The following is a 17822-nucleotide window of genomic DNA, read 5'->3' as shown; positions in this document are numbered from 1 at the left end:
ATGGCATACGGCGTAACCCCAGACGGCTTCGTGCGGCCGCGCTTGCCGGAGATCCGGCAGGAGATCGTCGAAGACCTCGTGGCCGGCATGCGCAACGCCGGATTCGCCGGCGACATCGAGACGCGGCCGGATTCCATCTTCGGCCTGCTGATCGACACGTTCGCCGAGCGTGAGGCGGCGCTGTGGGAACAGGCCGAGGGCATCTACTTCGCCATGTACCCCGGATCGGCCTCGGGCACATCGCTGGACAATTCCGTCTCCTTCACGGGCGTGACGCGGCTGGCGGCAGAGCGCTCCCGCGCCTATGTGGTCGCCTACGGCGGTGCGGGCGTTACCGTGCCGGCCGGCTCGCAGATTCGCCACCGCATCACGCAGACCATCTGGGCGACGGCGGCCGACGTGACCATCCAGGCCGGCGCAGCAGCGGACGTGACCATTGTGCCGACGGTCATGGCCAGTACGGTCTACACGGTTCGGGTCAACGGCACCGACCACAGCTACACGTCGGACGGCACGGCCACCATCGCGGAGGTATTGGCTGGCCTCGTGGCCGCCCTGAGCGCGACCGGCCTGGGGGTGTCGAGCGACGGCGCGGCGGTGCGCCTGGTGTCGGATGGGCGTGTGGCGTTCGCCGTGGTGCTCGACGGCCCGCTCACGTTCTCCCGCATCGGCTCGCCGGTGCTGGCGCAGACGGTAGAGCCCGGCAGCGAGGAGGCCGCCGTGGGCGACCTCAATGGCATCGTCACCACGGTGGCGGGCTGGGATGCGGTGAACAACCTGCAGCAGGGCTCTCCTGGGCGGCTCGCCGAGAACGACGCGCAACTGCGGGCCCGGTATCCGACCGGCCTGTTCCGGCTGGGCGCTGCCACGAAGCCCAGCATCGCGCCAAACATCCGAGATCGCGTGGCCGGCATCACGGCCATCCGAGACTTCGAAAACGACACCGACGTCACTGACGCGGTCGGCCGCCCGCCGCACAGCATTCATGTGGTGGTAGATGGCGGCCTGGACGACGAGATCGCGGACGCCATCTACCGCGTCAAGGCGGCCGGGATTGCGTCGCATGGGTCCGTCGAGGTGGCAGTCGTCGGGGACGACGGGAAGACGCACCTGGTGCGGTTTGATCGGCCGGAGCGCGTCTATGTCTGGGTGCGGGTGGTGCTCACGCTGCTGCCGCCGATCGAGCAAGCCTTTCCGGCGGACGGCTTCGAGAAGGTAGCGGCGGCGATCGCAGCGACTGGCGCGACGCTCGACATCGGGCAAGACGTGGTGCAACAGAGGTTCTTCGGTGGCATCTATGCCACCCCCGGGATCGCTCACGTGGAACTGTCGTTTGCCCATTCCGACGACCCCTCATTCGTACCGGGGCCCGGTGACTACAGCGACGGCAACATCACCATCCAGGAATTCGAGGTGGCGAAGTTTGACCTGTCCCGCATCGAGGTGACCTGATGGATCTGGAACAGGACCATCCCGGCATCGCCTGGGGAAATTGGCTGGGCCAGTTCGTTGGCAAGACGGAACTGGAGGCGCTGGTGCGCGCGCTGCTCAAGCCGGCGCAGGGCCTGCAGGGCGCGCTGAAGGACCTGTACGAGAAGCGCTGGCTGGACGCGGCGGAGGGGCGCCAGCTCGATGGCATCGGCGAAATCGTCGGGCTGTCGCGGGTCATCGACGAAGCTGTCTATGTGAAGTTCTTCGGCTTCGTCGGGCAGACGAACGTGGCCGGGTTCGGGCAGGCGCGCATCCGGCGCGCGCACGAGAACGCGCTGGCCGCGCCGACGACCTTGCAGGATCCGGAGTACCGGAAGCTGCTGTACTGGAAGATTGCCCTGAACAACGGCCACGGCACGGCGCCTGAGATCGTTGCTTCGCTGAAGCCCATTTTCGGCGTGGATCAGGTCATCGTCGAGGACGCTGGCACCGCCTCCATTCGGGTCTGGATCAACCGGATTCCGGGCCCGGCAGACGTGCTGCTCAGCAATCCGTATCGGTGGGTGCCGAAGGCGGCCGGCGTTGGCGTGCGCATCATCACCGCGTCCAACGACCGGCCGTTCGGTTTCCGCAATCAAGGCTTTTTCGGCTTTGGCGTGGGTGTTATGGCAAGGGGTATCTGAAATGGCAGACGTGAATTTCTTCGACGACTTTGAGCGGGTCTGGGGCACGAACGGGGACGTCGAGGCGATCGACCAGAACCAGTACGACCAGGGGTGGGCCTTCATCGGTGCGACGCCGCCCTCGGTCGAGCAGTTCAACAAGGTGCAACAGGTCAGCGACCAGAAGGCGGCCTGGCTATTCGCACAAATGAAGACGCTGGCCCAGCAGGGTGGCTACGAGTTGTCGAGCGCCGCTGATGATGCGCTGGCGCTTGGTATCGGGTACAGCATTCAGCGAGGCGACGCGATCACCGGCGTAGACACCGGCGCCGCAAACTCATATGTCGTTGACTATGCGCCCCCGGTTGCCACGCTGATTGACGGAATGGCGCTATGGTTTAGGGTCGGCACGGCAAACACGGGTGCCTCGACACTGAACGTCAACGGCATCGGCGCGCGTCCGGTGATTGGCATGGGACACGCGCCCCTCCAGGGTGGGGAAATGGCGGCGAATGGTAAGGCATTGGTGGTGTGGAAGGCCGATGCCAATTCGTGGGTGCTGGTCAGCTGTTCTGGAGGCGCCCCCCAGGTGGTTGCTGCAACGAAGAGTGGCCACCCGGTCCAGTTGGGACAATTCACTGGTGCAAATCAGTCGATCAGCTACCAGAAATTTCCCGGCAACCCAGGTCTCATCGTGCAATGGGGTGGCACGGCCGTCCCTGCGGGTGTGACGCAGACAATCACCCTTCCCATTACGTTTCCGAATACTTGGATGGTAGCCGTGTGCAGCCATGCTGGCACCGACGCGACGGTCAATGCGGTGGCAAGTCCGATCAGTAACTCGCAACTCTCGCTGCGGCACAATTTTTCACAGACATCCGTCATCCACTGGATCGAACTCGGGAATTGAAATGGAAAACCAAATGCTCTATTCGCCTAGCAAGCTCGGCTTCTACTGCCGGGAAGTTAATGGTTCCAATATCCCCGAAGACGCGATCGAGGTGCCAATGGACCAGTATGAGGCGCTCATCTCTGCTTCTGCCTCCGGATTCGAGATTCATCCCGGTGAGGATGGGTTTCCTGTGGCAGTGCCGCCGCCAGCGCCATCAGACGAGGCAATGCTGGCTCTTGCGAGTCAGAAGCGCGACATGCTCTTGCGCGAAGCGGCAACGCGGATCGCGCCCCTTCAGGATGCTGTCGATCTGGATATGGCTACCACTGATGAGGTGGAAAGCCTTTTGGCATGGAAGCAGTACCGGATTGCACTCAACCGCATGAACATATCCGGTGGCGACGTAGTCTGGCCGACACCCCCGGCTTAATGTTGGCGGAGGCGGCATATGCTAAGAGCATCATCGCTGCACGTTGGCTTCGGCAGCCGATCGTCCGCGTAGCAAGCTCATCAGTTTTCGTAGCGGCGCCGTGATGCGCCACGAACTGCTTGCGTACGTCGCTTGCAGCGCCACCTCGAGTTGATGCGCGCGGGCCCACGCCGCTCGCTTTTCATCTTTCAGTCGGAGCACCTCTGCCTCCCTGGCGGCCTCCTGCTCAGGATCAACATAGGTTAGGACCGTCACCTTGTCCGGCTGAATTTCCATGGTCAGAAACTTCCTGATCCAGTCATCCCGGACGATAGAGACCTCCGCTGTGGCTCGGGCCAGTGATTGCGTGGCCTTCTCCCATGCTAGGGGACTGAGCGTGTCGTCGACGAGCGATTCCTGAAGAAGGGTATCGAGGGATTGCGAGGGGGCCACGCCAGTGATCGTGGCATCCATCTCCAAGACACGGCCGCGGTAGTGCTCCAATTCGTAGAACCGCTGCATCAGTCCGACCCGGGCGGCGTAGTAGTTGCGCTTCAGTTCAGCGAACGCCTCGGATTCGGCCGGTCTGCTGGCGTAGTGGCTGGGCTTTTCCGCGACCACGTACGCGCTGGCGGCCATCGAGCGGCGCATATGCTCCGACATGGCAGCCACCAGTGGAGCCCGCCTTGATTCGTCCGAAAGCTCGCCAAGCAGGTCTGCTGTCTGCATGGTCAGCAATCGCTCGCGGTCCGTCCGGGGCAGCGCTTCGATGAACTTGCGCAGCAGGTTCTCGACGGCAATAGCAGGGCTGCCGCTCGCAGGGACTACGGACTTCACCAGCTTGAAGTCATCGACAAGAAATGTCTCCACAGCCTGCGGAGTCATATTGAAGTAGTGGCACGGGAAGCCGTGGTAGCCCTGCAGGAAAGCCGTGTCGATGTAGAACCGGCCGCCCGGCCTCAGCACGCGGCGCACTTCCCTGACCGCAGCCAGAGGGTCGTAAAGGTGCTCGAAAACAGCGCCCGACTCGGCATAGGTGATGGCGTCTGAAGCAAAGGGCAGCGCCTCTGCCTCCGCCACCATATCGACGTTGGTGTTCGGCAGGATGTCGATCGAGATCACGCTCGGGTCATCGCAGGGCACGTTGCCCGAACCGATGTGGATTTTGAAACCCGGGCGCGTGGCCATCTCCGGCGGCAGTGAATAGGTGGCGATGTTCTGCGATACCACCGCGGCGTCCGGCGGCGTGATGTGCAGTGGCTGAATGCGCCGCACGAGAATCGGCTTGCCATCTACGATCGGATAACGCTCTCCGGCCTCTGACACAAGTTCGTCGACTTCGATGTGGAGACGGGTGCCGGTGCGGGGACAACGGAGGATATTCAGAGCTGCTTCGATTTTCTTGTTCATTGGTGGTCTTTTCGCCAAACGACGCGCTGAGCCCGCATTCTACTTTGCAATTCCCGGCCGACTGGATGGCCGCTGTGTAGCCCGCCCCGAGCGGGCATTTTCGTTTCTGGAGGCGCCTATGCCATACACACACTCCGATCAACTGCCCGGCGGCCAGAACATGGCGGCTTTCCTCGACATGCTTGGCTTCAGCGAAGGCACCACCACGGTTGCCGGCAGCGACGATGGCTACAACGTGAACGTCGGCGGCGAGCTGTTCGCGGGCTACGACAGGCACCCGCGCCGCGCGGTGCTCACGCGCTGGGGGCTGAGCGACGCGGCCGGCCGGTACCAGATCATGGCCGCCATCCCGGGGAAGATCCGGACGGACACATGGGACTGGGCAAGCCGGGCGTGCAAGGTGTTCGATTTCTCGCCCGCGTCGCAGGACAAGGTGGCCGCCTACCTGGTGACCCGGCGCGGCGCGCTGCCCGATCTGCTCGAAGGCCGGTTCGCCGCCGCGGTGGAGAAATGCCGGAAGGAGTGGGCCAGCCTGCCCGGCGCCGGGTATGGCCAGCGAGAGCATCGGCTCGAGCTGCTGCGCGAGAAGTACCTCGCCTTCGGCGGCACCGACATCGAGGCGTAAAGCCCACCGGAAGGGATTGGACATGAATGAGTGGATGGTGCCGGGGGGCGTGAGCGGGGCGGTGGGGGCGATCCTCGCGGCCATTGGTGGCGGAGCGTGGCTGATTCGCAAGGGATGGCGCAACGACAAGGTCGAAGGGGCGCAGAGCAAAGCCGAGATCGACATCATCCAGCGGCTGGAGGGGCTGCTCGACAAGGCCAACGCGAGGGCCGACCTCGCCGAGCAGCGCGCGGACGTCGCCTACAAGGAGCGCAACGACCTGCTGCGCGAGATTGGGGACCTGAAGCGCACGATCGCCGAGCTGACGGCTGAGGTGCGGTATCTCAAGGAGAGGTTGGATGGACACGCTTCGTGAATGGCTGGAACGGCATCGCACGGTGTTTCGCCGCGTGGCCCACATGCTGGAGACCGTGACCCTGGTGCTGGTGGTGGCCATGGGCGGCGCCGTGGGCGGCTATGCGCTGGCGCAGTGGCAGGCGCAGGAAGCGGTGATCCAGCTGCGGGCTGACCACGTGGCCGAGATCGAGCGCATGCAGCGCACGTACGCCCTGACGCTCCAGGCGCTGGCGCCGAAGATCACCGCCATTGCCGAGACGGCCTCGGCGGCGGCCGGCGCTGCGGCAGAGGCGGCCGTCTCGTCCGCGGAGGTGGCGCAGACCGCCAAGCGCGCGGCGCAGGGCAAGCCGACCACGCCGGCGCCGCTGACGGAGGTCGAGCGGGCGCGGGCCAACAGCGCCATCGAAGCAGCGAACCGCAAGCTGCAGGAGGGCGGCCGATGAGGGCGCTCATGCTGACCGTGCTGCTGACCGCCTGCGCCGCGCCCGCGCCGCCGCCACCGGCCCAGCCAACCGCGGCGCCGGCCGCGCGCTACGCATGCCCGCCACTGCCGACGCTACCCCGCGGCTCCGGCCGCAAGGCGATGCTGGCCCACATCGACAAGACCGCCGCGATGTACGCGGACTGCGCAACGAGGGAACGATGATCCAGACCACTGCAATCCGGGCCGCCGCGGCTGCGATCCCTTGGCGCGCTGTCGCCGCCGTCGGCCTGGCGGTGCTGTCGTTCGGCATCGGCTGGACAGTCAACGGTTGGCGCAAGGCCAGCCAGATCGACCGGCTCGTGGCTCAGCAGGCCGAGGAGCGCCGGGTACAGGCCGATGCGCAGCTCAAAGCCGTGGACGCGGCGCGCCTGGAAGAACAGCGCCGCACTGCGGCGCAGATGGAGATAGCGAATGCTGCAACGGAAGAACTGGAGGGCGCGCGCCGCGACGCCCGCGATGCTGGCGCTGCTGCTGATCGGCTGCGCAACCGAGTCGCCGAGCTGGTCGCCGCCAGTCGAGCCGGCAAGGATTCCGGCCCTGCCGGCGCAGGCGCGGCAGCCGGCGATCCCGCCGGAATGCTTGCCGACGTGCTCGAGCGCGCTGACCGTCGAGCGGGGCTCTTGGCTCAATATGCTGACGCGGCCCGAGTTGCCGGACAGGCCTGCGAGCGCTCCTACGACTCCCTGAGCGCGGGTTCGCCGTAGGGACGGATCACCACTGCTGGCTCAGGGCAGCTTCTTCTTCTCGCTCGTTGTAGCCGCGCTGCCACTGGGCCTGGGCCACCGTGCCGGGCTCATATGGATTGTGGCCATGGGGGAATGCGGAACGGCCGCGCTCATACGCGGTCTGCGGTCGGCGAGAAATGCCTAGGAGCATTGCGAGATGGGAAATGAGGCTCTTCATGTGGCAATTGTGCTACGGGGACCGCCGTCTAAGGGTACCGCCGTTTCGAGATTTAGCGAGCCGTCCGTGGCTGTTGGCGTTCCTCGCTGACACGTTCGATGGTGGCCAGCAAACGGCGCACCGATTCAACTAGGTCGACGATGCTCCACGCTTCGCCGCGGAAGCGAACCTCATGGGTCGTGGGATCATACCAGCGCATATAGTCGCCCTCAGCGAGTCCGGGGATAGCACCCCATCGGGCCACGTTGTCTTGCAAGTAATTTCCGTGTTCGCTTGTGCGATCCCAGTCATCCAACCTCTCGTCAAAGTGTTCGAGATGGTCCCTCAGCGCGCGATTGCGGAGCGGGTGATCATCGCCGACCCCTAGCAATTCTCGCAACTTTGCTCCCCTTTCAGCTCTGGACTCCCTATGTGGATCGTTTCGCTTGCCGGGGATCGGCCAAAGCAGTCTGGAAATGTTGCTTGCATGGGTCAGTATGCTGTGGCAGTTGGCAAAAACCGGCGCCGTCCCGAACCCTGCCTGCATATTCTGCAGCCCGTTTTGCAAAGCCAATTCCAGTTGTTGAGTGCCAACGTATGTCATTAGACACTGAGCGCGCAGTTCGGAAAGGTAGATCTCAATACTGGCTTCGGTCATTTTTGCCCTATAAGGAGAGCGGACGTTGATGGGTGGGGCGACATATATTGCCATGGGCCGCTTTCCTTAAGAGAGCGGGCGCCTTTGCACTCTACGTGAATATCCTGTCGGAGCTAGCGCTTGAACCGCTCCGCCGGCACCGCTCCGGGCCGTTTAACCTTTACCCAGTCCGGCGACCTCTTGCCGCACTGGTAGGCGCTCCCCAGCCGCTTCCCCACGATCCCTTCCAGCCCAAGGGCCAAGGCATGCTGATACAGCCCGTGGCCGTCGTCCACATCCTGCACGTAGAGCAGCACCGACGCGCAGCAGTCCAACACCTCGCGCAGCGCCGCTTTCCTGTCCTCTACTTGCTGGTCGCGGATGTCTTGGCCGTCCAGCACCAACACGTCGAACACGGAATAGGCAACGGGATCGGAACCGGCGGGCCGGCCGCGCCGCGCCGCGCGCCGGTGCAGCCGATCGAAGTCCGGCCGGCCGAGCTCGTCGAGCACGCACACCTCGCCGTCCAGGACGCAGCCGGGCGCCAGCGTCGCCATCGCCTCCGCGATCTCAGGAAACCAGCGCGTCGCCACGTGGCCGTTGCGGGATCGCAGCTGCGGGTCGCCCGTGGCGGCCAGCAGGCGATAGCCGTCGTACTTGATCTCGTAGAGCCAGTCGCCTGTGGTGGGGATGGTCTTTCGCTCCGTGAGGAGCATGGGCGAGAGGTCGGCCAAGGCAGGGGCCGGCACGGCTACCCTTTGATGTTGCGCGGATCGTGGCCGAAGCTGTTGCGCGCGCGGATCTTCCCATCGCGGCCATGGATCAGCAGCTCGACCCTGTACTGCTGGGCGCGCTCGGTGCCCTCAGCGATTGCTTCTTCCTGCGTGTCGAAGCGCGCGAGTGGGCCGTCGCCGCCCTCGATCTCTACCGCCCAGCCGTCGCCGTCTGCCGGCACCACATGCACGTTCCCAGCCATGGTTTTCTCCTATGGGTTGCCCTTCCGTTGTACGCGGGCCACCTACGGGGCGGTATAGGTCTACGTCTGACGGGTATCCGAATCCCAGGCGCCGTGGACGGGCTCGGCGCGATACGCCGCCCAGAACCGGTGGGAATGCCGGCCGCGGCGCGCGACCTTCTGCTCGAAGAACAGGCGCACCCGGCCGACATGGCCAGCGTCGACCTCGACCTCCTGGTGGAGCGGCCCGGCGGCCGTCGGCGGCGCGAGCGTGAGGCTGGCCGCAGCGACGTAGTCGCCGGGCACTTGCGCGAGGATGCCGTTCAGGGAAGGGGCGGCAGGGGCGTCGGTGCCCGACGCGGCCTGGCAGCCGTTGGCGAGTTTGCTGTTGCCCATGGCAGGCTCAGAGGAGCGGGAAGCGGGCGGAACCGTCGTCGAGGACGGTAGGGCGGCCGACGGGGAAGCGGTGGCTCTGCTCGTAGCAGCTGAAGGACAGGGAGTCGGGCGTCCAGCCGATGGCGCCCAGGCGCCGCGCTTCGCCTCCGGATACCGTGATCGACCCGGACCGGACGGTGACCGCGTCGCAGGAGACTCGGAACTCGTCGCGGAGGTCGCCGAAATATTGCACTTCGAGGAAGACGGACTTGGCGGGGTAGGTGGCAGGCATGGCGGGCTCCGGGAATACTGTATGGATGTACAGTATATCGACGTGCCGCGCGATGAGTAAACGACTGGCCGCCGAGCCCCTGCGGCGCCGACTGCTGCCGGGTAAAATGGCAGGTGCGCCGCTGCGGCTGTTCAAAACCAACCGTAAGTGACTGATTTTATTAGGACGTGTCCGACGCTTTTTGCCGCATTTTGCGGTGCTCGGAAGCGTCATAACACTTTGATTTAAATGAAGAAATTTTCGGTTTTGATGTGCTGCATGGGGAATATCTGCCGTTCCCCCACCGCCGAAGGCGTGCTGCGCGCCAGGCTGATGGACGCGGGCCTCGCGGACCATGTGCATGTCGATTCCGCCGGCACCCACGCCTATCATCTGGGCCACGCCCCGGACGCGCGCTCGCAACGTTGCGCGCTGAGCCGGGGCTACGATCTGTCGAGCCTGCGTGCGCGGCTGGCGCTGCGGGAGGACTTCGCTCAGTTCGATCTCGTGCTGGCGATGGACCGCGACAATCTGGAACGGCTGCGCGCCCTGTGCCCTCCGGAGAGCCGACACAAGGTGCGGCTGCTGATGGAGTTCGCCACCCGGCACGACGCCGAGGAAGTCCCCGACCCCTACTACGGCGAGGGCGACGGCTTCGAACGCGTGCTCGACTACATCGAGGACGCCTGCGACGGACTGGTGGCGGACCTGCGGCAGCGCGGGCTGGTGGCGGACGAGGCGGGGCGGTAGGGGGCGGCGAGCCCGTCCACGCCCTTCCTCCATGCGGCCTTGCCGCCACAGGCGCACGGCGTCCGGCACGCTCCGGGGCTTGAGTTTCAGCCTCCGCCGCCACTTCCATACACCAAAAGCGCAGAGAGCGCCTCGGCCCCACAGTCGGCAGGGTAGTTGACTGATTTAGTCGGGATATTTATACTTGACGAAATTCATCAGGTATTAGCTTTTCAAAAAAGCTATCACAAAGCCCCCGAATCATGAGACTGACGACGAAAGGCCGCTTCGCGGTAACCGCCATGATCGATCTGGCCATGCGCCAGGACCAGGGGCCCGTCACGTTGGCCGGCATCAGCCAGCGCCAGAAAATCTCGCTGTCCTATCTCGAGCAGTTGTTCGGCAAGCTGCGCCGCCACGAAATCGTGGAAAGCGTGCGCGGCCCCGGCGGCGGCTACAGCCTGGCCCGCAAGGCCGAGGACGTGACGGTGGCGGACATCATCATCGCGGTGGACGAGCCGCTCGACGCGACCCAGTGCGGCGGCAAGGGCAACTGCCACGGCGACGAGAATGTCGGCCGCTGCATGACGCACGAGCTGTGGGCGACGCTGAACCAGAAGATGGTGGAGTATCTCGACTCCGTTTCGCTCAAGCATCTGGTCGACCAGCAGCGCGCCCGTCAGCCGGCGGTATTGCACGACATGCGCGAGGAACCGGTGACGCAGGCCCCCGCGGTGGCGCGGTCCAAGGCCGAGAAGGAAAAAGCGCCGCGGCCGCGCGTGGTGAATTCGGTTTTCAGTCTGGCCCAGTCCTGAGCGGGCGGCGGACACCAAGGTAGCAAGCGAACCAAAAGATAGCGGTCCCAAACAAGGCAGTCATAACGATGAGCACCCCTCACTTCCCGATCTACATGGATTATTCGGCCACCACCCCGGTGGACCCGCGCGTGGCCGACAAGATGATTCCGTACCTGCGCGAGCAGTTCGGCAATCCGGCCTCGCGCAGCCACGCCTATGGCTGGGCCGCCGAGCGCGCCGTGGAAGAGGCGCGCGAGCAGGTGGCGGCGCTCGTCGGGGCGGACCCGCGCGAGATCGTGTGGACGTCGGGGGCGACCGAGTCGAACAACCTCGCCATCAAGGGCGCGGCCAACTTCTACTCGGGCAAGGGCAAGCACATCATCACGGTGAAGACCGAGCACAAGGCCGTGCTGGACACCACGCGCGAGCTGGAGCGCCAGGGCTTCGAGGTCACCTATCTCGACGTGCAGGACAACGGCCTGATCGACATGGAGGTGTTCCAGCAGGCGCTGCGCCCGGACACCATCCTCGTCTCGGTGATGTTCGTGAACAACGAGATCGGCGTGATCCAGGACATCGAGCAGATCGGCGAGATCTGCCGCGCCAAGGGCATCATCTTCCATTGCGACGCCGCGCAGGCCACGGGCAAGGTCGAGATCGACCTGTCGAAGCTGAAGGTGGACCTGATGTCGTTCTCGGCCCACAAGACCTATGGCCCGAAGGGCGTGGGCGCGCTGTACGTGCGGCGCAAGCCGCGGGTGCGGATCGAGGCCCAGATGCACGGTGGCGGCCATGAGCGCGGCATGCGCTCGGGCACGCTGGCCACGCACCAGATCGTCGGCATGGGCGAAGCCTTCCGCATCGCCCGCGAGGAAATGGCCACCGAGAACGAGCGCGTGCGCATGCTGCGCGACCGCCTGTGGCGCGGCCTGTCGAGCATGGAAGAGGTGTACCTGAACGGGGACCTGGAACGCCGCGTGCCGCACAACCTGAACGTGAGTTTCAACTTCGTCGAAGGCGAGTCGCTGATCATGGCGATCAAGGACGTGGCGGTGTCGTCGGGCTCGGCCTGCACCTCCGCGTCCCTGGAGCCGTCGTACGTGCTGCGCGCGCTGGGCCGCAACGACGAACTGGCGCACAGCTCGATCCGCTTCACCGTGGGCCGCTTCACCACGGAGCAGGAGATCGACTACACGGTCGAGCTGCTCAAGAGCAAGATCGACAAGCTGCGCGACCTGTCGCCGCTGTGGGAAATGTTCAAGGACGGCGTGGACCTCAATTCCATCCAGTGGGCCGCGCACTAAGCCGCGCCGACCCGCTCACTCCACAAAAGATACGTACAGAGGTAGCCAAATGTCATACAGCAACAAGGTACTCGACCACTACGAAAACCCCCGCAACGTCGGCTCGTTCGACAAGAACGACGGCGATGTCGGCACCGGCATGGTCGGCGCGCCGGCTTGCGGCGACGTGATGAAGCTGCAGATCAAGGTCAACGAGGCCGGCGTCATCGAGGACGCGAAGTTCAAGACCTATGGCTGCGGCTCGGCCATCGCCTCGTCGTCGCTCGTGACCGAGTGGGTCAAGGGCAAGACCGTGGACCAGGCGCTGGAGATCAAGAACACGCAGATCGCCGAGGAACTGGCGCTGCCGCCGGTCAAGATCCACTGCTCGATCCTCGCCGAGGACGCCATCAAGGCGGCCGTCGAGGACTACAAGAAGAAGCACCCGGGCGCCGCCGAGCAGAAGGCCGCCTGAACGATCGAAGGACGTTGCAGCGATGATCACACTCACCGAAAAAGCCGCCAAGCACGTGGCACGCTATCTGGATCGCCGGGGCAAGGGCATCGGCCTGCGCCTGGGCGTGAAGACCACCGGCTGCTCGGGCCTGGCCTACAAGCTCGAGTACGTCGACGAGTTGATGCCCGAGGACGAAGTGTTCGAATCGCATGGCGTCAAGGTGATCGTCGACCCTAAGAGCCTGGCCTATATCGACGGCACCGAGCTGGACTTCGCGCGCGAAGGGTTGAACGAGGGTTTCCGCTTCAACAACCCGAACGTGAAGGACGAGTGCGGCTGCGGAGAGTCGTTCCGGGTCTGAGCGGCCGGCAGCGCGGAGAACCTGCGGTGGAAAGCGTCATCGTGGGTTTTCACCGCGACGAGCACGGCGACTGGGTGGCGGAACTGGCCTGCGGCCACGGCCAGCATATGCGGCACGATCCGCCGTGGCAGTCGCGGCCGTGGACCACGACAGCGCAGGGCAGGGCGTCGAAGCTGGGCACCGCGCTGTATTGCCGCAAGTGCGAGCGGGGCGAGCCCCGCGCCCCCTGGAGCCACGAGGGCGGCAAGGACCGCGGCGGCGCCGCGGAACCAGGGCCGGCACCGGATGCGGCGCCGGAAGCATGACAAAGGGGCGGCATGGCCGCTCTTTTTGTTGGATGGTGTGTTGTTGAAGGACGTGGTGTTGAAAGACGACTATTTCGCGCTGTTTGGCCTGCCCGCGCAGTTCGCGGTGGACGAGGCCGCGCTCGATTCCGCTTACCGCACGGTGCAGTCGCAGGCGCACCCCGATCGCTTCGCCAATGCAGGCGATGCCGAGCGGCGCGTGGCCATGCAGTGGGCCGCGCACGCGAACGAGGCCTATCGCACGCTGCGCCAGCCGCTCAAGCGCGCGATCTATCTGCTGTCGCTGCGTGGCGTGGATATCCAGGCCGAGAGCAATACCGCGATGGCGCCTGCCTTCCTGATGCAGCAGATGGAATGGCGCGAGACGCTGGAAGACGCCACCGCGGCGCGCGACGTGGCCCGCCTGGACGCCTTCCTGCGCGAGCTGCGCGCCGAGAAGCAGGCGCGCCACGCCGAGATCGGCGCGCTGCTCGACGCCGGCGACAACGAGGCCGCCGGCGCGGCCGCGCGGCAGCTGATGTTCATCGAGAAGATCGAGCGGGACACCAGCGAGGCCATCGACCGGCTGGAAGGGTAGGCGCCCGGCGCGCAGGCCGGCGACGTGACACAATGTCGCCCCGGCGCCGGTTGGCCTGCATTGTCGTATCCCCGTCGCGTCCGCCCCCGACATCCGCCGCGACCCCACAAATACCGGCCGAATAACCAAGATTCATCATGGCACTGCTCCAGATTTCCGAGCCCGGCATGTCGCCGGCGCCCCACCAGAGACGCCTCGCGGTCGGCATCGACCTCGGCACCACCAATTCGCTGGTGGCCGCCGTGCGCCACAGCATTCCCGAGGTGCTGGCCGACGAGAGCGGCCGCACGCTGCTGCCGTCCGTGGTGCGCTACCTGCCGAACAAGACCGCGCAGATCGGCTATCGCGCGCAGGAAGAGGCGGTGCGCGATCCCAAGAACACCATCGTCTCGGTCAAGCGTTTCATGGGGCGTGGCCTGCGCGATGTCGCGCATGTCGAGCACAGCCCCTACGACTTCGTCGAGGCGCCCGGCATGGTGCAGATCAAGACCGTGGCCGGCATCAAGAGCCCCGTCGAGGTATCGGCCGAGATCCTGGCCACGCTGCGCCAACGCGCCGAGGATGCGCTGGGCGACGACCTTGTCGGCGCGGTCATCACCGTGCCCGCCTATTTCGACGACGCGCAGCGGCAGGCCACCAAGGACGCCGCCCGCCTGGCCGGCGTCGAAGTGCTGCGCCTGCTGAACGAGCCGACCGCGGCGGCCATCGCCTACGGGCTCGACAACGCGTCGGAAGGCATCTACGCCGTCTATGACCTGGGCGGCGGCACGTTCGATATCTCCATCCTCAAGCTCACCAAGGGCGTGTTCGAGGTGATGGCGACCGGCGGCGATTCCGCGCTCGGCGGCGACGACTTCGACCAGCGCCTGATGTGCTGGATCGTCGAGCAGGCCGGCCTGCAGCCGCTGTCCGCCGAGGACATGCGCCTGCTGATGGTGCGCGCGCGCGCCGCCAAGGAGGCCCTGTCGGACTCGGACAGCACGGTGATCGACGCGGTGCTGGCCAGCGGCGAGATCGTGCACCTGCAGCTGACCGTCGCGCAGTTCCGCGAGATGACCGCGCATCTGGTGCAGAAGACGCTGTCGCCGGTGCGCAAGGCGCTGCGCGACGCGGGCGTCGAGGCGAGCGAGGTGCAGGGCGTGGTGCTCGTGGGCGGGGCCACGCGCATGCCGTCGATCCGCAAGGCGGTTGGCGAGTTCTTTGGCCAGACGCCGCTCACCAATCTCGATCCGGACAAGGTGGTGGCGCTGGGCGCCGCCATGCAGGCCAACCTGCTGGCCGGCAACCATGCGCCGGGCGACGACTGGCTGCTGCTCGACGTGATCCCGCTGTCGCTGGGCGTCGAGACCATGGGCGGCCTGGTCGAGAAGATCATCCCGCGCAACAGCACGATTCCGGTGGCGCGCGCGCAGGAGTTCACCACGTTCAAGGACGGCCAGACCGCGATGGCCATTCATGTGCTGCAAGGCGAGCGCGAGCTGGCGAGCGACTGCCGCTCGCTGGCGCGCTTCGAGCTGCGCGGCATTCCGCCGATGGTGGCGGGCGCCGCGCGCATCCGCGTGACCTACCAGGTCGATGCCGATGGCCTGCTGGCCGTGTCGGCGCGCGAGACGCATTCGGGCGTGGAGGCATCGATCTCCGTCAAGCCGTCGTACGGCCTGGCCGATGACGATATCGCGCGCATGCTGCAGGACAGCTTCCGCGAGGCCGAACACGACATGAAGAGCCGCGCGCTGGCCGAGGAACGCGTCGAAGCGCAGCGTCTGCTCGAGGCGACCGGCAGCGCGCTGCAGGCCGACGGCGACCTGCTGAGCGACGACGAACGCGCGGCCATCGAAGCGCTGCGCACCGAGGTGCGCGAGATCGCCGCGGGCGACGACCACGTGGCCATCAAGGCGGCGGTGGACGCGCTCTCGCGCGGCACCGACGACTTCGCCGCCCGCCGCATGGACCGCTCGGTCAAGCAGGCGCTGGCCGGCCGCAAGGTGCAGGAACTCGGCTGAGGCCGAGGCAGGAATCGGATCATTCAGGACAACCCATGCCACAGATCGTCGTATTGCCCCACGTCGAGTATTGCCCCGAGGGCACCGTCATCGAAGCCGAGCCCGGCATCAGCATCTGCGACGCACTGCTGTCGCACGGTATCGAGATCGAGCACGCGTGCGAGAAGTCGTGCGCCTGCACGACCTGCCACGTGGTGGTGCGCGAAGGCTTCGACTCGCTGAACGAGGCCGAGGAAAAGGAAGAGGACCTGCTCGACAAGGCCTGGGGGCTGGAGCCGAACTCCCGCCTGTCGTGCCAGGCCATCGTCGCCGATGAGGACCTGACCGTGCAGATCCCCAAGTACACCATCAACCATGCGAAGGAAGGCCACTGAGGCCTCGCCAAGGACCGGAGAACGCTGATGAAGTGGACCGACACCTACGCCATTGCCGCGGCCCTGTACGACAAGTATCCCGACGTCGACCCGCTGACGGTGCGCTTCACCGACCTGCATCGCTGGGTCATGGAGCTGGAAGGCTTCGCCGACGCGCCCGAGCGCTCGGGGGAGAAGATTCTGGAGGCGATCCAGGCGGCGTGGATCGAGGAAGCGGAGTAGGTCGGTCCAGCGCTGGCAGGATGGCGGGCGCTCACCCTCACCCCCGCCCCTCTCCCGCGCGCGGGAGAGGGGAGCACACCGCCGCCGTTTGAAGCCCTGCTGGTCTGCTCCCTTCTCCCCCACGCGGGAGAAGGGCCGGGGATGAGGGTGACCGCCGGCCATCCCGACGCGGCCCGCATCGCCACTACCTGATCCGCCCGACCCCCAGCGTCAGGGCCTCAATCCCCTCACGCACCAGCGCCTCCTCCAGCGGCCTGCCCAGCAGCAGGCTCGCCGCCAGCGACGACGCCCCCGCCGCGGACTGGATGCCGTAGCCGCCCTGCGCGGCCAGCCAGAAGAATCCCTCCACGCGGTTGTCCCAGCCGATCACCAGATCGCCGTCCGGCACGAACGACCGTAGCCCGGCCCACGTGTGGCTGGGCCGCACGATGGTCATCGTGGTGGCCTGCTCGATATGCCAGATGCCGGTGGCCACATCGATCTCCTCCGGCACCACGTCGTGCGGCGGCATCGGGTCGGTATTGGCGGGCGAGCCCAGCAGCTGGCCGGCGTCCGGCTTGAAGTAGTAGCTCTCGTCGATGCCGACCACGGCGGGCCAGCGCGAGATGTCCATGCCCGCGGGCGCGGCGAAGGTGAAGGCGGTGCGCCGGCACGGTTGCAGGCCGATCGGCGCGACTCCCGCCTGCGCGGCCACGATATCGGCCCATGCGCCGGCCGCGTTGACCACGCGCCGGGCGCGCACGATGTCCCCGTCCGCCAGCGCAATCTCCCACACGCCATCGCGCCGGTTCAGCGCCGCTACCTCGGCCTGCGCGCGCAGCGCGCCGCCCTGCTGGCGGAAGCCGCGCAGAAAGCCCTGGTGCAGGTGGTGGACGTCGACGTCGCAGGCGTCCGGCTCGCTCATGCCGGCCGCCGTCGCCTCGGGACGCAGGCAGGGCACCGCGGCGAGCATGGCGTCGCGGCCGATGCGCTCGACATTCGGCGAGCGGCTGCGCGCCTCGGCGTAAGCGGCGTCGAGCATCGCTTCCTGGCCGGGCGCGGCGACGTACAGCACGCCGCGCGGGGTCAGGATCGGCGCGTCGCCGAATACGGCCGGCGGGTGCTCGTAGAACGCGCGGCTGGCGCGCGTGAGCGCCTGAATCGCCGGTGTGCCATAGGTCTCCATGAACATCGCCGCCGAGCGGCCGGTGGTGTGATACCCCGGCTGCGATTCGCGCTCGAGCAGCACGGTGCCGGCCTCGGCGGCCAGGCGGTACGCCACCGAGGCACCGGCGATGCCGGCGCCGATGACGGCGAAGTCGAAGACGGTATCGGTCGATGCGTGCGATGCGGTCATGCCATGACT

Annotated in this window: 26 protein-coding genes; 19 read left to right on the top strand and 7 right to left on the bottom strand. The window is 66.2% G+C overall.

Annotated features, from left to right (window positions below):
- From LDO27_RS10650 to LDO27_RS10635, 4 genes are read left to right on the top strand one after another with little or no spacing between them, the layout of a single operon-like run.
- On the top strand, window positions 1–1452 hold the full coding sequence (locus tag LDO27_RS10650) for a baseplate J/gp47 family protein (RefSeq protein ID WP_224041658.1): 1452 nt from the start codon (window positions 1–3) through the stop codon (window positions 1450–1452).
- Window positions 1452–2114 carry a DUF2612 domain-containing protein gene (locus tag LDO27_RS10645; RefSeq protein ID WP_224041656.1) on the top strand — a complete coding sequence of 221 codons (663 nt, stop codon included), beginning with the start codon at window positions 1452–1454 and terminating at the stop codon, window positions 2112–2114. The genes LDO27_RS10650 and LDO27_RS10645 overlap by 1 nt, the downstream gene beginning before the upstream one ends.
- Before the next feature lies 1 nt (window position 2115).
- Complete coding sequence (locus LDO27_RS10640) at window positions 2116–3003, top strand: gp53-like domain-containing protein (protein ID WP_224041654.1); 888 nt, start codon at window positions 2116–2118, stop codon at window positions 3001–3003.
- A gap of 1 nt (window position 3004) precedes the next feature.
- Entirely contained in the window at window positions 3005–3415 is a 411-nt protein-coding gene (locus tag LDO27_RS10635) for a tail fiber assembly protein (protein WP_224041652.1), read from the top strand.
- Between the two features lie 30 nt (window positions 3416–3445).
- Here the strand turns inward: LDO27_RS10635 and LDO27_RS10630 are convergent, their stop codons facing one another.
- Window positions 3446–4804, bottom strand: coding sequence for a methyltransferase domain-containing protein (locus LDO27_RS10630; protein WP_224041651.1), 1359 nt, complete (start codon window positions 4802–4804; stop codon window positions 3446–3448).
- A gap of 118 nt (window positions 4805–4922) precedes the next feature.
- Between LDO27_RS10630 and LDO27_RS10625 the strand changes: the two genes are divergently transcribed.
- The 5 genes from LDO27_RS10625 to LDO27_RS10605 are packed head-to-tail and all read left to right on the top strand — an operon-like array spanning window position 4923 to window position 6953.
- Window positions 4923–5429 carry a glycoside hydrolase family 24 protein gene (locus LDO27_RS10625; RefSeq protein ID WP_224041649.1) on the top strand — a complete coding sequence of 169 codons (507 nt, stop codon included), beginning with the start codon at window positions 4923–4925 and terminating at the stop codon, window positions 5427–5429.
- Window positions 5430–5451: 22 nt separating this feature from the next.
- Window positions 5452–5784 (top strand): hypothetical protein, encoded by a 333-nt coding sequence (locus LDO27_RS10620; RefSeq protein ID WP_224041647.1) that lies wholly within the window; start codon window positions 5452–5454, stop codon window positions 5782–5784.
- The gene (locus tag LDO27_RS10615) at window positions 5768–6208 is read left to right on the top strand and encodes a hypothetical protein (RefSeq protein ID WP_224041645.1); all 441 of its coding nucleotides are present in this window, start codon (window positions 5768–5770) and stop codon (window positions 6206–6208) included. The genes LDO27_RS10620 and LDO27_RS10615 overlap by 17 nt, the downstream gene beginning before the upstream one ends.
- On the top strand, window positions 6205–6411 hold the full coding sequence (locus LDO27_RS10610; RefSeq protein WP_224041644.1) for a hypothetical protein: 207 nt from the start codon (window positions 6205–6207) through the stop codon (window positions 6409–6411). Before LDO27_RS10615 ends, LDO27_RS10610 begins: the two co-directional genes overlap by 4 nt.
- Complete coding sequence (locus LDO27_RS10605) at window positions 6408–6953, top strand: DUF2514 family protein (RefSeq protein WP_224041642.1); 546 nt, start codon at window positions 6408–6410, stop codon at window positions 6951–6953. Before LDO27_RS10610 ends, LDO27_RS10605 begins: the two co-directional genes overlap by 4 nt.
- Before the next feature lie 251 nt (window positions 6954–7204).
- On the opposite strand, the gene LDO27_RS10600 is transcribed toward LDO27_RS10605, so the two are convergent.
- From LDO27_RS10600 to LDO27_RS10580, 5 genes are all read right to left on the bottom strand, one after another.
- On the bottom strand, window positions 7205–7789 hold the full coding sequence (locus LDO27_RS10600; protein WP_224041641.1) for a hypothetical protein: 585 nt from the start codon (window positions 7787–7789) through the stop codon (window positions 7205–7207).
- Window positions 7790–7902: 113 nt separating this feature from the next.
- Window positions 7903–8484, bottom strand: coding sequence for an ATP-dependent DNA ligase (locus LDO27_RS10595; protein ID WP_224041639.1), 582 nt, complete (start codon window positions 8482–8484; stop codon window positions 7903–7905).
- Window positions 8485–8519: 35 nt separating this feature from the next.
- Window positions 8520–8744, bottom strand: a complete 225-nt coding sequence (locus tag LDO27_RS10590) for a DUF2188 domain-containing protein (protein ID WP_224041637.1) — start codon at window positions 8742–8744, stop codon at window positions 8520–8522.
- Window positions 8745–8804: 60 nt separating this feature from the next.
- Entirely contained in the window at window positions 8805–9119 is a 315-nt protein-coding gene (locus LDO27_RS10585) for a hypothetical protein (protein WP_224041635.1), read from the bottom strand.
- 7 nt (window positions 9120–9126) lie between these two features.
- On the bottom strand, window positions 9127–9390 hold the full coding sequence (locus tag LDO27_RS10580; RefSeq protein ID WP_224041633.1) for a hypothetical protein: 264 nt from the start codon (window positions 9388–9390) through the stop codon (window positions 9127–9129).
- A 228-nt stretch (window positions 9391–9618) separates the two neighbouring features.
- Here LDO27_RS10580 and LDO27_RS10575 point away from each other — a divergent pair, with 228 nt between their 5' ends.
- From LDO27_RS10575 to iscX, 10 genes are all read left to right on the top strand, one after another.
- Complete coding sequence (locus LDO27_RS10575) at window positions 9619–10119, top strand: low molecular weight protein-tyrosine-phosphatase (protein ID WP_224041631.1); 501 nt, start codon at window positions 9619–9621, stop codon at window positions 10117–10119.
- Between the two features lie 242 nt (window positions 10120–10361).
- On the top strand, window positions 10362–10913 hold the full coding sequence (gene iscR / locus LDO27_RS10570) for a Fe-S cluster assembly transcriptional regulator IscR (RefSeq protein WP_222201399.1): 552 nt from the start codon (window positions 10362–10364) through the stop codon (window positions 10911–10913).
- A gap of 62 nt (window positions 10914–10975) precedes the next feature.
- Window positions 10976–12199, top strand: a complete 1224-nt coding sequence (locus LDO27_RS10565) for an IscS subfamily cysteine desulfurase (protein ID WP_290368827.1) — start codon at window positions 10976–10978, stop codon at window positions 12197–12199.
- Between the two features lie 49 nt (window positions 12200–12248).
- Window positions 12249–12653: a Fe-S cluster assembly scaffold IscU gene (iscU, locus tag LDO27_RS10560; RefSeq protein WP_222201397.1), complete on the top strand. Its 405-nt coding sequence runs from the start codon at window positions 12249–12251 to the stop codon at window positions 12651–12653.
- Between the two features lie 22 nt (window positions 12654–12675).
- Entirely contained in the window at window positions 12676–12996 is a 321-nt protein-coding gene (gene iscA, locus LDO27_RS10555; RefSeq protein ID WP_222201396.1) for an iron-sulfur cluster assembly protein IscA, read from the top strand.
- Between the two features lie 26 nt (window positions 12997–13022).
- Window positions 13023–13301, top strand: coding sequence for a DUF3565 domain-containing protein (locus tag LDO27_RS10550; protein WP_224041630.1), 279 nt, complete (start codon window positions 13023–13025; stop codon window positions 13299–13301).
- A gap of 58 nt (window positions 13302–13359) precedes the next feature.
- On the top strand, window positions 13360–13878 hold the full coding sequence (hscB, locus tag LDO27_RS10545) for a Fe-S protein assembly co-chaperone HscB (RefSeq protein ID WP_224041628.1): 519 nt from the start codon (window positions 13360–13362) through the stop codon (window positions 13876–13878).
- Window positions 13879–14015: 137 nt separating this feature from the next.
- Window positions 14016–15881 carry a Fe-S protein assembly chaperone HscA gene (gene hscA, locus LDO27_RS10540; RefSeq protein ID WP_224041626.1) on the top strand — a complete coding sequence of 622 codons (1866 nt, stop codon included), beginning with the start codon at window positions 14016–14018 and terminating at the stop codon, window positions 15879–15881.
- A gap of 35 nt (window positions 15882–15916) precedes the next feature.
- Window positions 15917–16255 (top strand): ISC system 2Fe-2S type ferredoxin, encoded by a 339-nt coding sequence (fdx, locus tag LDO27_RS10535; RefSeq protein WP_224041624.1) that lies wholly within the window; start codon window positions 15917–15919, stop codon window positions 16253–16255.
- A 27-nt stretch (window positions 16256–16282) separates the two neighbouring features.
- A complete protein-coding gene (iscX, locus tag LDO27_RS10530; RefSeq protein WP_222201391.1) occupies window positions 16283–16477 on the top strand; it encodes a Fe-S cluster assembly protein IscX in 195 nt (64 codons plus the stop codon).
- Between the two features lie 184 nt (window positions 16478–16661).
- Here the strand turns inward: iscX and LDO27_RS10525 are convergent, their stop codons facing one another.
- The gene (locus LDO27_RS10525) at window positions 16662–17813 is read right to left on the bottom strand and encodes an NAD(P)/FAD-dependent oxidoreductase (RefSeq protein WP_224041622.1); all 1152 of its coding nucleotides are present in this window, start codon (window positions 17811–17813) and stop codon (window positions 16662–16664) included.
- Window positions 17814–17822 lie beyond the last annotated feature (9 nt).

Origin of the sequence: Cupriavidus respiraculi (assembly GCF_914271545.1) — a bacterium.
Taxonomy (GTDB): Bacteria; Pseudomonadota; Gammaproteobacteria; order Burkholderiales; family Burkholderiaceae; genus Cupriavidus; species Cupriavidus respiraculi.
The sequence above is the reverse complement of the archived record's forward strand: the minus strand, read 5'-3'. Positions and strand labels throughout refer to the sequence as shown.

Bases quoted from the DNA above. Each gene is read 5' to 3' on its own strand.
- LDO27_RS10650 (WP_224041658.1), top strand. From the start codon at position 1: ATGGCATACGGCGTAACCCCAGACGGCTTCGTGCGGCCGCGCTTGCCG.
- LDO27_RS10645 (WP_224041656.1), top strand. From the start codon at position 1,452: ATGGATCTGGAACAGGACCATCCCGGCATCGCCTGGGGAAATTGGCTG.
- LDO27_RS10640 (WP_224041654.1), top strand. From the start codon at position 2,116: ATGGCAGACGTGAATTTCTTCGACGACTTTGAGCGGGTCTGGGGCACG.
- LDO27_RS10635 (WP_224041652.1), top strand. From the start codon at position 3,005: ATGGAAAACCAAATGCTCTATTCGCCTAGCAAGCTCGGCTTCTACTGC.
- LDO27_RS10630 (WP_224041651.1), bottom strand. From the start codon at position 4,804: ATGAACAAGAAAATCGAAGCAGCTCTGAATATCCTCCGTTGTCCCCGC.
- LDO27_RS10625 (WP_224041649.1), top strand. From the start codon at position 4,923: ATGCCATACACACACTCCGATCAACTGCCCGGCGGCCAGAACATGGCG.
- LDO27_RS10620 (WP_224041647.1), top strand. From the start codon at position 5,452: ATGAATGAGTGGATGGTGCCGGGGGGCGTGAGCGGGGCGGTGGGGGCG.
- LDO27_RS10615 (WP_224041645.1), top strand. From the start codon at position 5,768: ATGGACACGCTTCGTGAATGGCTGGAACGGCATCGCACGGTGTTTCGC.
- LDO27_RS10610 (WP_224041644.1), top strand. From the start codon at position 6,205: ATGAGGGCGCTCATGCTGACCGTGCTGCTGACCGCCTGCGCCGCGCCC.
- LDO27_RS10605 (WP_224041642.1), top strand. From the start codon at position 6,408: ATGATCCAGACCACTGCAATCCGGGCCGCCGCGGCTGCGATCCCTTGG.
- LDO27_RS10600 (WP_224041641.1), bottom strand. From the start codon at position 7,789: ATGACCGAAGCCAGTATTGAGATCTACCTTTCCGAACTGCGCGCTCAG.
- LDO27_RS10595 (WP_224041639.1), bottom strand. From the start codon at position 8,484: ATGCTCCTCACGGAGCGAAAGACCATCCCCACCACAGGCGACTGGCTC.
- LDO27_RS10590 (WP_224041637.1), bottom strand. From the start codon at position 8,744: ATGGCTGGGAACGTGCATGTGGTGCCGGCAGACGGCGACGGCTGGGCG.
- LDO27_RS10585 (WP_224041635.1), bottom strand. From the start codon at position 9,119: ATGGGCAACAGCAAACTCGCCAACGGCTGCCAGGCCGCGTCGGGCACC.
- LDO27_RS10580 (WP_224041633.1), bottom strand. From the start codon at position 9,390: ATGCCTGCCACCTACCCCGCCAAGTCCGTCTTCCTCGAAGTGCAATAT.
- LDO27_RS10575 (WP_224041631.1), top strand. From the start codon at position 9,619: ATGAAGAAATTTTCGGTTTTGATGTGCTGCATGGGGAATATCTGCCGT.
- iscR (WP_222201399.1), top strand. From the start codon at position 10,362: ATGAGACTGACGACGAAAGGCCGCTTCGCGGTAACCGCCATGATCGAT.
- iscU (WP_222201397.1), top strand. From the start codon at position 12,249: ATGTCATACAGCAACAAGGTACTCGACCACTACGAAAACCCCCGCAAC.
- iscA (WP_222201396.1), top strand. From the start codon at position 12,676: ATGATCACACTCACCGAAAAAGCCGCCAAGCACGTGGCACGCTATCTG.
- hscA (WP_224041626.1), top strand. From the start codon at position 14,016: ATGGCACTGCTCCAGATTTCCGAGCCCGGCATGTCGCCGGCGCCCCAC.
- fdx (WP_224041624.1), top strand. From the start codon at position 15,917: ATGCCACAGATCGTCGTATTGCCCCACGTCGAGTATTGCCCCGAGGGC.
- iscX (WP_222201391.1), top strand. From the start codon at position 16,283: ATGAAGTGGACCGACACCTACGCCATTGCCGCGGCCCTGTACGACAAG.
- LDO27_RS10525 (WP_224041622.1), bottom strand. From the start codon at position 17,813: ATGACCGCATCGCACGCATCGACCGATACCGTCTTCGACTTCGCCGTC.